Source organism: Kitasatospora sp. NPDC001175, from assembly GCF_053598215.1.
The window spans coordinates 1-9,982 of the sequence record NZ_JBSFJU010000132.1 but is presented as its reverse complement, the minus strand read 5'-3'; the positions used below and the strand labels follow the sequence as shown (position 1 = coordinate 9,982).

8 protein-coding genes and 1 pseudogene are annotated in these 9,982 nt (G+C 69.3%); 6 read left to right on the top strand and 3 right to left on the bottom strand.

Annotated features, from left to right (window positions below; genetic code table 11):
* Positions 1–106: 106 nt before the first annotated feature.
* Positions 107–304 carry a hypothetical protein gene (locus ACWDAK_RS39670; protein ID WP_427396199.1) on the bottom strand — a complete coding sequence of 66 codons (198 nt, stop codon included), beginning with the start codon at positions 302–304 and terminating at the stop codon, positions 107–109.
* Between the two features lie 161 nt (positions 305–465).
* Between ACWDAK_RS39670 and ACWDAK_RS39665 the strand changes: the two genes are divergently transcribed.
* The 5 genes from ACWDAK_RS39665 to ACWDAK_RS39645 are packed head-to-tail and all read left to right on the top strand — an operon-like array spanning position 466 to position 7,344.
* Positions 466–1,458 (top strand): helix-turn-helix domain-containing protein, encoded by a 993-nt coding sequence (locus ACWDAK_RS39665; RefSeq protein WP_427396198.1) that lies wholly within the window; start codon positions 466–468, stop codon positions 1,456–1,458.
* 10 nt (positions 1,459–1,468) lie between these two features.
* The gene (locus tag ACWDAK_RS39660; RefSeq protein ID WP_427396197.1) at positions 1,469–1,741 is read left to right on the top strand and encodes an SseB family protein; all 273 of its coding nucleotides are present in this window, start codon (positions 1,469–1,471) and stop codon (positions 1,739–1,741) included.
* The gene (locus ACWDAK_RS39655; RefSeq protein WP_344641624.1) at positions 1,741–2,376 is read left to right on the top strand and encodes a hypothetical protein; all 636 of its coding nucleotides are present in this window, start codon (positions 1,741–1,743) and stop codon (positions 2,374–2,376) included. Before ACWDAK_RS39660 ends, ACWDAK_RS39655 begins: the two co-directional genes overlap by 1 nt.
* On the top strand, positions 2,376–4,577 hold the full coding sequence (locus tag ACWDAK_RS39650; protein WP_427396196.1) for a putative T7SS-secreted protein: 2,202 nt from the start codon (positions 2,376–2,378) through the stop codon (positions 4,575–4,577). Before ACWDAK_RS39655 ends, ACWDAK_RS39650 begins: the two co-directional genes overlap by 1 nt.
* A gap of 19 nt (positions 4,578–4,596) precedes the next feature.
* Entirely contained in the window at positions 4,597–7,344 is a 2,748-nt protein-coding gene (locus ACWDAK_RS39645) for a hypothetical protein (RefSeq protein WP_344641578.1), read from the top strand.
* A gap of 102 nt (positions 7,345–7,446) precedes the next feature.
* Here ACWDAK_RS39645 and ACWDAK_RS39640 read toward each other — a convergent pair whose 3' ends face one another.
* Positions 7,447–8,556 (bottom strand): ADP-ribosylglycohydrolase family protein, encoded by a 1,110-nt coding sequence (locus tag ACWDAK_RS39640; RefSeq protein WP_427396195.1) that lies wholly within the window; start codon positions 8,554–8,556, stop codon positions 7,447–7,449.
* 701 nt (positions 8,557–9,257) lie between these two features.
* Between ACWDAK_RS39640 and ACWDAK_RS39635 the strand changes: the two genes are divergently transcribed.
* Positions 9,258–9,509, top strand: a complete 252-nt coding sequence (locus tag ACWDAK_RS39635) for a hypothetical protein (RefSeq protein ID WP_344641270.1) — start codon at positions 9,258–9,260, stop codon at positions 9,507–9,509.
* Positions 9,510–9,536: 27 nt separating this feature from the next.
* On the opposite strand, the pseudogene ACWDAK_RS39630 reads toward ACWDAK_RS39635, so the two are convergent.
* Positions 9,537–9,817, bottom strand: a pseudogene (locus ACWDAK_RS39630) (DUF4265 domain-containing protein); the annotation flags it as partial.
* Between the last annotated feature and the right edge of the window lie 165 nt (positions 9,818–9,982).

The window sequence follows — 9,982 nt, the reverse complement described above, 5'->3', positions numbered from 1 at the left end:
CCCGCCACCTGCCACAACGCCCATTGCTCACCGGTAGAAGCGGCGCCAGGCGCTCCCACTGGGCATCCGTCAGATCACTCCTACACCCCATAGTCATATCAACGACTCAACTGATCGCCAGGACACTGCCTAGCACGGAGTTGGCGGCTCGGTCGGCGCCAAGGTGACCCGCGTTGAACTGGTTGTGCGAAGTGACGCCGAGGAGAACGATCACCACCGCGTGGCCGACCGCCCACACCGTGCCGAGGACTGCTCCGACGGGGTCGTAGTGCTTGCCCCGGTGACGGTTCTGGGACTCGTGCACAGCGAACTCCTCGCGACAGGGCGGCAAATGGAGAGTTCTTGCAGCTCGGACGCTTGGGGTTCACGGCCGACGGGGTAATGACAGCCGCAGAAAGGACTGTGACGGAATGGTGAGCTAAGGTCACTCACGGTTCATTCATCACTCACCTGGGGGCGGAGCGGATGGAGACGCAGGCCGACGACGAGGTGGTCGACCCGACGGCGGAGGCGTTCGCCGCCGAGGTCGCCCACTGGCGGGAGGTGCGCGGCCTGTCCAAGCGTGGGCTGGCCGGGAAAATGGGCTTCGACCCCTCGTACGTAAGCCACATGGAGTCCGGCTGTCACAAGCCGACGGAGGACTTCGCCCGCCGGTCCGACGAGGCGCTGAACGCGGGCAAGGCCATCTGGCGGCGCTGGACCGAGTACGAGGGCCGTGCCCGAAGCCGCCCGCAGGCGGGGCCACCGGCACAGCGCCAGCCCGAGCAGCCATACGCCTCCGGCTCCGCGATCTTGGTCGGGCACGACGACGACGCCCTCGAATTCGATGGCGTCACCTACCGGCTGACGATGCGCCGACGACCGAGGAACACCGGAACCGAGCCCATCACCCGCTACCTGATCCGCATCGCCGTCGACCGCTACCCGGGCGAGCCCGAGCGGTCCAACGCGCACTACCGCGAACACCCTCTGACCTGGGACGAGTTGACGCTCACCGCCTCATGCCAGGGCGAGGAGATGCGGTGGCAGGCCAAGCACGACCGCGACGCCTTCAAAGGGGTCTGGCTCCTGTTCGAAAGCCGCGTGGTCCACAGTGAAATCCGCCATCGGCATCCCCCCGGATGTTCGTACTCTTCCCCAACCCCTGAACAGACGTCAGGATCATGCCCGCGGTTCCCGATGGTCCACGCCCCGGTGGCAACACCCCAGGTCCAAGGGCATGGCGCGCCCGCGCAGCCGGGCGTCAAGGTGTTCGACGGCCGCGAACAAGTCGGCGACGTTAGGCTGGTGGCTGTCGTGCCTGTGGTGGAGGGGGAGCTTGGTGGCCAATGCGGGGCTGACGCATCAACTGCGGTTGCTGTATGCGCAGATGGGGGATCCGTGGTTGTTGGTCGGGGAGTTCCGCTCGAGTGTGGTTCTGGTGCCGAGGACTTCGGCGGGTCTGGTGTGGACCGGTGATGAGGGCGGGGTGCGGTGGATCTACGCGTTCAGTGGTGAGGCGGAGTTGGCGGCTTTCGCCCGGGCGCGGGATTTCGAGGGTGACCGGCTGGACTATCTGACGGTGTATGGTTCGCGGTTGCTGGATGTGGCTGTGCCGGCGTTGGGGGTGCCGGGCGGGGTGGTGTTGGACGTGGCGGGGAGGCTACCGATGCTGTTTCCGCCGGTGCGGGGGATCGTGCCGGACTCGGTGGCGCTCGACGCGGGTGCGGGTGCGGGTGCGGTGAGCGGGGGCGGGTTCTGATGGCCGGGGGATACCGGGTCGATCCGGAGGCGTTGAAGCAGACGGCTGCCGGGATCAACGGTGCGATCGACGAGTTGAAGTCGATCGGCATCGCCGAGGGCGCGGAGGTCGGACGCGGGTTCACCAACCTGGAGCTGACGGGCATGCAGGCCGGCAGCCTGGACGTGAAGGCGACTCTCGACGAGTTCTGCGAACGCTGGTCGTGGGGTGTCCGCGCGCTGGTGCAGACCGGTTCGGAGATCGCGGAGAAGCTGCACCTGTCGGCGGGCCTGTACCACGACCAGGAGCAGTATGTCTCGGGAGTGGCCAAGGACGTGACCAACGCCGCGCTGGGCAACCCGAACCTGACCCGCGAGCAGGTGGAGGGCCAGTCCTGGGGGAAGACGCTCTCGGACAACCCGTACACCCAGGCCCGCGACGCGGACTACTCGGCTGAGTCCTACCGGTACGCGTCGGTCCACTCGCAGGCCACCTGGAAGGCCGCTGAGGCGGACCTGCTGGCCAACCCGAACCTGCAGGTCGCGGCGATGACGGCCGGCCACGGCGACGACCTGGCGACCGCGCAGGCCAAGGCCGACGCGGTGGCGAAGGATCTCAACCAGCTGTCCTCGACGATGAAGGGCCAGGACGGCTGATGGGTGTCCTCGGCTCGCTCAAGAGCGGATTCGGCGAGTTCGTCGACGCGAACGCGCACCTCGTGGGCAAGGGCCTGGACATGGTCGGCGCGCACGGCGCGGCCCATGCGGTCGACAATTGGGGCGACCACATCGCCGACGACCTCGGTGCGGCCGTCGGTGAGTTGAACCTCGGGCAGAGCGACGACCCGAAGGACCTGCTGCACGGCGACGCCAAAGCGATCGGAGAGAGCGCGCAGCATCTGCAGAAGTTCGCGCAGGCCTTCGAGGAGACCGGTGCGGGTCTGACGCGGCTGGACTCCGAGCACTGGCAGGGCGAGGCGGCCGAGGCGTTCCGTAAGAAGTTCTCGCCGCAGCCCAGGGCGTGGGTGGTGGTCGGTGAGGCGTGTGCGGCCGCGGGGAAGGCGCTGGAGACGTACCAGAGCACGATCACCTGGGCGCAGGACCAGGCGCAGCAGGCGATCGATGGTTACAACGCGGCGAAGAAGGCGTCCGAGGAGGCGCGCGGCGCCTACAACCGGCGGGTCGAGCAGTACAACAGCGCGTTGGACGACTACAAGCGGGCGGCTTCGGCGGGGCAGAGCGCCACCCCGCCCACCGTGCTGGGGGAGTTCCACGACCCGGGTGAGGAAGGTTTCAAGCAGGCTCAGGAGGTGCTGCGGTCGGCGCGTCGGCAGCGTGACGATGCGGCGCGGACGGCCGGGCAGGCGATCGCGGCCGCCACCGGCAGCGCGCCCAAGGAGCCGGGCCTGTGGGACCGGATCGGCATGGATGTGGCCGATCTCAACACGGGCGCGGCGGTCGGTGCGGTGCATTTCGCTGGCGGCGTGGTCAAGGGCGCCACCGATCTGGTGAAGTTCGTGCGTGGCCTGAACCCGCAGGACCCGTACAACATGACGCATCCCGCGCTGTATCTCGACCACGTGAGCACGGTCGCCGCGGGCCTGGTCCACACCGCGAACCATCCGACGGAGCTGGTCACGGCCATGGTCGGCTCCGGCTGGGGCAAGGACCCGGCGGAGGCCGGCGGCACGGCCGTCTTCAACCTGCTCTCCGGCATGGCCACCGGCGGCGGCAGCGAAGCCGGTGTCGCGGGCGCGCGGATGGCCATGGACGCGGCGGCCGCCGCAGGCGAACGCGGCGGCATCAAGGCCGGGGAGAGCGCGGCGCAGAACGCAGCCGAGAACGCGGCCAGGAAGGCCGCGACCGACGGAGCCGAGCAGGCCGGCGCCTCCGCGTTCAACCGCCCCGGCGCGCCCCAGTTCGACGTGAGCGCCTTCCCCCAGCACGTCCGGCCCACCGAACCCGCCGCCGTCCACCCACCCGCACCCGAACCCGCCCCCGTCCATGCACCCGAACCCGCTCAGGTTCACGCACCCGAGCCCGAACCGGCTCCGGCCCACGAGCCGGCTCCCGCCCACGAGCACGCCGCGGAGCCGGCTCCCGAGCACACCCCTGCTCACGAGCCTGCCCCGGGCCACGATGCGGCTCCCGCCCATGAGCCCGCTGCCGGGCACACGCCTGCCCCCGAACGTGAACTGCCGGACTGGCACCGGAACAGGGAGGACCCCGCCGTCTCGCAGCAGCGGATGGTGGATCAGGAGCAGATGAGGGCGGCTCAGGCGGAGATCTCCAAGGGCACTCGCAGAATGATGGACGACTACGACGTCCTGGACTTCGGCCGGACCTGGAATGACGACGTGAGCAGGCTTCCTCAGTCGCAGAAGGATGCGATTGAGGGATACACCCAGAGCAAGGACGACGCCCCGGGCCGCTCGTACGAGGACATCAACCGAACACTCCGGGGGGAGCGGTCCCAGACAGCGGAAGTGGCGAACAGCGTCAGCCAACTCGACAAAGCGCTGGCGGTTCACCCTGTCCCGGAAGATGTTGTGGTCAGCCGGGGCACCGACCTCGGCCATTTCGACCTGTCCCCGGACGAGATGAAAGGGCAGGTCTTCACCGAGCAGGGCTACATGTCCACCACGCCGGGCACCGATGTGCCCTCCGCGTTCAGGGCCAAGCAGGCGATCCTGCACCTCAAGGTGCCTGCCGGGACACCCGGACTCTGGGTGGAGAGTGCGGGCAAGTGGGCCGCCTCCGAGCGCGAGCTGCTCCTTGGCCGAGGGCTGCAGTGGCGTGCCGACCAAGTAGTCAAGACTGTGGACGGCAAGGTCCACATCTATGGTGAGGTCCTGTGATGACGAAGAAGGATGACCAGTGAGCAATTCCGACTGGACCAGTGATCGTCTCAGCCAGGATCTGCAGTTCAAAGTGGTCGGCGAGGGACCACCTCGCTATACCCGCACAACGGAGCAGTCTGTTGAGTTCGTCAAGGCGATCAATGACCGCGGCCTGGTGACCGGCTACCTCTGGGTGTGCGATGCCGACGATGCGGCCGGATTCGAGCGACGGCTCGTGGACCGCAATCTGAATTCCGACATCTTCTGGTACGGGAAGCTGCACGACGCCAAGGCCCAGGGGCTTTCCCCGTCGCAGGCCCTTCAGCGGCTCTTCACAGACCCGGGCAACCCTTCCGATGGACGCCTTGTCCCTGATACCAGAGCCGTGGCGAGCAGCCTTGCCGAGCTGAAGGGCCTTGCGGCTGAGGGCTGGACGCCGCCGAAGGAGCCGGTGCCGCCGCTCGGGTACCGCCCTGACCCGCCAATCAGCGACGCGCAGCTCAAGCAAGCCGAAGCCCGGTCCGGTTGGCTGTATAAGGTCGACGAGGGCTACGACCCGGCGGGGCGGATCCCTCCGCACGCGGTCGAGGGGGCTTGGCAGGTCAACTCCCGCGGCGCGCTGATGCGGTTCTGGCACAACCCGGCGTACGGCTCCGCCCCAGCAACAGCCACCCCCTCCGGTGAAGCCACTGCGGTGCCACCGATACAGGCCGGCCGACGCCCGGCCGGACGGGCGCTGCTGGACTGGCTGGAGGACCCGAGAGCACCACGGTTCTGCCGCATCGCGGGCTCGTCCGGCAGCGGCCGCACCCATCTGCTCACCTGGCTCGCCGCCGCCTGCCCGCCCGACAACCCCCACACCGGTCGGCGCGTCCATGTAGCGCTCTCCGCCGAGGGGTTGACGGTCCGCAGCGCCACCTGGCTGCTGGCCGACCGGCTCAACGTGGCCGCCAGAACCCCCACCGACCTGATGGAGGCACTGCAGGACGGCATACCCCGGGTCCTGGTGGTCACCGACCTGGACCGGGCCGGCAGTGACCTGCTGCCCGACATGCCCGAACGGATCGCCACCGAACTCCTCACCCCACTGCTCCAAGTCCCCTGGCTGCGACTGCTGGTGGAGTCCGCCTCCGGCACACCAGCCGCCGCCACGTTGACCGCGGCCGCGCCCGGCTGGGCCGTACTCGACCTGGACGCCCCCCGCTGGACCGACCGGGATCGCTTCATCGCCTGGTGTGCCAGACGGCCGGACCGTCCTCAAGTGGTGGCCGACCAGGTCTACCCGAGCCCTGGCCTGGCCCGCCAAGCGACCCGCCTCGCCGCCCTCACCCCCACCGGAGCGGTCCTGGACCCGGCGGCCTCACCCGCCGACCGGGCGTCCGATCTGGCCGCGGCCTGGTGGGCGGCACTGCCCGACGAGCTGCGCCCGGCCATCCGCTCGCTCGCCGCCTCCGGACGGCCGCTGACCGCTGTGGAGTGGATCTCGCTGCCCGTGGACGGCCAGAGCTTCGTCCGCAAAGCGGACGGGTGGGTGTCGCCATCGGCCGACGGCCGGGGGTGCCGACTGGAACCCGAACAGCTCGCGCAGATCACGGCCGGGTCGCCGCCCTTCGATCATGCCGCGCTGGTGCGGGAGATTACCACCGGTCTCCGGCGGCCCGATGGCGGCTGGGCCGACCTGGCGAAGGTGGAACCTGGCTGGCTCGGGCTGCTGCTGCGACACGCCCTGTACGCGGGATGTGCCGACCAGTTCCTGTCGGACCCCGAGTTCCTGGTCCACGCGGATCCGGTCGAGGTCACCGCCGCCTTTGAGTACACCCGGACCACCGGCGGTCCACGGAGCGAACTCGCCGAGGCCTGGCACCTCGGCGGGCCGGTGATCGCCGGAGCCTCCGACCCCGCCGTCCGGGCCGCCGCCCTGCACGCCTGGCTGGCAGGCCGAAACCAGGAGGCCGCCGACCGATTTGCCACCGAATCAGGTCAGGGCTGGCGGGCCCTGTGGTCCTATCGGCGTGGCGATATCGAGAGGGTGCACAGGACGGCGTTGGGATACGGCCCCTTTTCCGGATTGCTCGCGGTGGCCGTCGGCCACGCAGTGCGATTCATCGATCCGGGTACCGGCAGCGACACCGCCAAGGCGGGCCCGGTCCGGCTGCTCGACCGCCGGATCGCAGGCCTGGCCTGCGGCGAGGACGGCGGTCTGTTCATGCTGAACCGACTCGGGGCCGTCACCGCCGTTCCCGCCGGCGGCGACCCCGGCATGCCCTCCCGCGCGGCCGAGGGGCTCCCCGAATACATCGACAACGGGGTCTCCGCCATAGCAACCCTCAGCGTTGACGATGGCCCGATCCAGGCGGTCGGCGACGGCGGCGGTAAAGTGACGTATGTCCGCCTCGGTGGCGCGGCGTTCCTGTCCCCGGACCAGCCGCTGCACAACGGCCCGGTCACCAGCCTCGACCTGGCCCAGGTGGACGGCGGCGTCCTGGTGGTGAGTGGCGGGGTGGACGGCAAGGTGTGGACCTGGATGCACGGGCGCCCGCCGATGCCGGACCCGGTCGACGCCCGCGAGCATCCGGTCACGGCCGTGGCCGTCGCCAACACCCCCAAGGGCCTGCTGATCGCATCCGCCTGGGCCGACGGCCTGATCCGCCTCCGCCGCTGGGGCGCCACCGCCACGATGGTCGACCTCCGCCTCGGCCTGCCCGCCCGCGACCTCACGCTCACCCCTGCCGGCCTGGTCTGCCTCGCCCTCCCCGAGGGTGTTCTGGGCCTGACCCTCGACTGACCACCGAACGCCCCCTGGCGGTCCGGCGGCTTTCCGCACGGACCGCCAGGCCAAGGAACCGATGTCCCGAGTCGCCCTGGTGCCTGGAAGGCGTCAGCAGACCTACGACGGCCGTTGCTCGCCCGGGCAGACCGCGGCGGCGAAGTCGTCCGCGAGCATGGCGATCTGGGCCCGGCCCTCGATCTGTTCCAGCCACTGCTGCGGCAGCAGCCCGTCGCCGTGCCGGGCGCCGAGGAGGTTGCCGCAGATCGCGCCGGTGGAGTCGCTGTCGCCGGAATGGTTGACCGACAGCAGTAGCGCGGACTCGATCGGCGTGTGGTCCTTCCAGAACTCGGTGCGGGCCAGCGCCGCGTAGACGGCGATGGCCAGTGCCTCCTCCGCGATCCAGCCGCCCCCGAGGCTCTCCACTGTCACGGGGGTCGCCGGACCGGCTGCGGCGAGCTCAACCGCTCTGCGCAGCATGGTGGTTGTCTCCTCGTGTCCCGGGTAGCGGGCCAGCAGTCCCATGCTGAGCCGGACCGCGTCCTGGAGGGACTCGCCGGTCACCAGGTGGCTGATCATGGCGGCGAAGGCCCCGGAGGCGTAGTAGCTGGTCGGGTGGCCGTGTGTCATCTGCGCGCAGCGGGCGGCGAGTTCGAAGGCGTACTGGGGGCTGGCGTCGGTGAGGCCGAAGGGTGCGGAGCGCATGACCGAGCCGCATCCCTTCGCGTCGGGGTTGACCGGGCCGGGGGTGCCGTCGATCGCGCCGCGCGGGTCGGGGATGTGGTTCTTGGGGATGCCGAACTCGCAGGCGCGGCCTGGGGCGCGTCGCGCGTAGAGCCAGGGCTCCTCGCGCAGCCATCCGGTGCGGTGCGGGCTGCTGAGCTCGGGTTGCGGTGCGTCGGACTGCTGGGTGTCCAGCCAGCGCAGGTACGCCTCGTGTACCAGGGCGGTCTCCGTGCCGCCGCCGTCCGTCATGATGCGGGTGTAGCCGCGCAGCCAGCCCTCGGCTGTGAAGAGGGTCATCTGGGTGTCGTCGGTGATCGTTCCGACCATACCGTTGCGGTCCGGGACCAGCCCGGTGATACCGACCTCCCCGTACTGGGCCTCGACGGTGACCATGGACTTCATCTCGATCGGATTGCCCAGCGCGTCCCCAATCGCCCCGCCGAGCAGGCAGCCCCTCACCCTCGCCCGGTAAGCGGCCAACTCCGCCCACGACAGGTACTTCACGCGCAAACCGCCTCTCTCGGTTGATCAACCGTCATGCATGCTATCCGCCTTCGCTCGCACCCGATCAGACAGCCAGGAGAGCAAGCAGGCACCGCCGCCGAGATCTCGGCCATCGCACTGAGCCCCGCGCCGTAGGTGCCGACACGCCGCCATCGACCGCTGCAACTAGATCCAGCGCTCCTGGCCCCAGGCTCCTGACCGATGCCGCGCCGACGGAATCCCGACGGTCCTCGCTGCCGCAATCACACGGAACGACCACCGCAGCACGAAATTCAGCCTCCTGACTGCCGTTTCCCACACGGCGCTTGACTGCGTGCCGGAAACCAAGCGTCCATGGAGCCAGCCTGACGGGCGCGGTGCGCACGCGCGGGCCGGGCAGCGACGCGGTCTTACCCCGGCTGTCCCGTGACAGATGATCTCGACCGTTTGCCAAACGATCTTGATCACTGGACTCTCGAACCTTGACCTGCCTCACCAAGGGAGGCTGGTGAGACGATGCACGGATGGATCTCATAGGGGTGACTGAGCGGGAGCGCTTCGCCAACGTCGGCGAGTACGTCAGTTTCGCTGCGGCATGCCCTGTTTGCAGAGGCGAGGCGCCATGCTCGGGCGGGCAAGCTCTGACTTTCGGCCGCCTGGAATGGAGCATCGAGGCCGACTGTGCCGTTTGCGGGCCGTCAGCGATATGCGGGAGTGGAGACATGCCGGCCGATCTGCGTGAGCGATTGCTCGGCGAGCGCGGCCCCGCGCGCCTTGAACTCCCTCAGCAAGGTGCCCGAACTGCTGTGATCATGAAGGTGATCCGGGCGACGTTGAACGTCGAGTTGAATGAGGCCAGGAAGATGCTCCAGGCTGTGCAGTCAGGTCAGCACGCGGCGACGTTGCCCGAGATCGAGCAGCTTGCTCGGAGACTGCGCGCGGTTGGTGTTGAGGCCCGAGCCGTTCGGGGCTGAAGGTCCTCGCCGTTCGGTGGCGGGCGGTCAGGCGCTCCACCACGCGTCGTTGCCGCACGCGACCTCGAAGTGCCACCGCCCTTCCTCCTTGCCGCGGTTCAGGGGCTTCTTGATCCCGGAAAAGTCGGCGTTGGCCGGAACGTTGAAGGCGACCATCGGGAACTCCTCACTGAAGACCTCGCCTCCGAGCCCGAATGCCGAAAGGTGCTGATGGACGGCTTGGGGCTGCGGCCCAGCGGACCGGAAGGGATGGGCACGACCCGAATCGTGCAGTTACCGGAGGCGCTGACCCGTCCGACGGCGCAGTGCCTGAACCCGGGTCGGCGGAGCGGATGGCGGCGCTTCCCTCGCGGTCGGCTCGTCATCGTGCTGTCCACCTGGGCTTGATTCGCTTTGACGGACACCCCTGATCAGGGGCTTCGGTCCCGGTAAGGATGATGTCCATCATGGAGAGCATGGGGAAGAAGCCGCGC

Bases quoted from the DNA above. Each gene is read 5' to 3' on its own strand.
- ACWDAK_RS39665 (WP_427396198.1), top strand. From the start codon at position 466: ATGGAGACGCAGGCCGACGACGAGGTGGTCGACCCGACGGCGGAGGCG.
- ACWDAK_RS39655 (WP_344641624.1), top strand. From the start codon at position 1,741: ATGGCCGGGGGATACCGGGTCGATCCGGAGGCGTTGAAGCAGACGGCT.
- ACWDAK_RS39650 (WP_427396196.1), top strand. From the start codon at position 2,376: ATGGGTGTCCTCGGCTCGCTCAAGAGCGGATTCGGCGAGTTCGTCGAC.
- ACWDAK_RS39635 (WP_344641270.1), top strand. From the start codon at position 9,258: ATGCCGGCCGATCTGCGTGAGCGATTGCTCGGCGAGCGCGGCCCCGCG.